Annotated in this window: 1 protein-coding gene and 1 pseudogene; one reads left to right on the top strand and one right to left on the bottom strand. The window is 57.0% G+C overall.

Translation table 11 applies throughout. The features are described 5' to 3' along the window. A pseudogene (locus ACNQ0T_RS24165) lies at positions 1 to 123 on the top strand (hypothetical protein); the annotation flags it as partial. Positions 124 to 205: 82 nt separating this feature from the next. Here the strand turns inward: ACNQ0T_RS24165 and ACNQ0T_RS24170 are convergent. Further along, the coding region (locus ACNQ0T_RS24170; RefSeq protein ID WP_417930493.1) for a hypothetical protein at positions 206 to 277 on the bottom strand (72 nt) is incomplete at its 5' end.

Genomic DNA, 277 nt, shown 5'->3' on the forward strand with positions numbered 1-277 from the left:
GCGCCGGACCTGGGCAAAACCCTGGGCGAAAGCGTTGGGTCGACTATCGGCGGCACCATCGAAAGTGCGCTGGCAGGCCTGCCGGTGATCGGCGGCCTGCTGAACAAGCTACTCGGCAATTAATTCCCGCCCTCGCAGCATGAAAAAAGGCGCCTGTTTCAGGCGCCTTTTCGCATTATTACTTCAGGTTTACACCTTCTCCGGCTTATTTACGCGCCGAATCCGGTGAACGCATATAGCGGAAGAAATCGCTGTCCGGACTCAGGACCATCACATC

The sequence above is a fragment of the Enterobacter cloacae complex sp.6700776 genome (assembly GCF_048284255.1).
Classification (GTDB): domain Bacteria; phylum Pseudomonadota; class Gammaproteobacteria; order Enterobacterales; family Enterobacteriaceae; genus Enterobacter; species Enterobacter intestinihominis.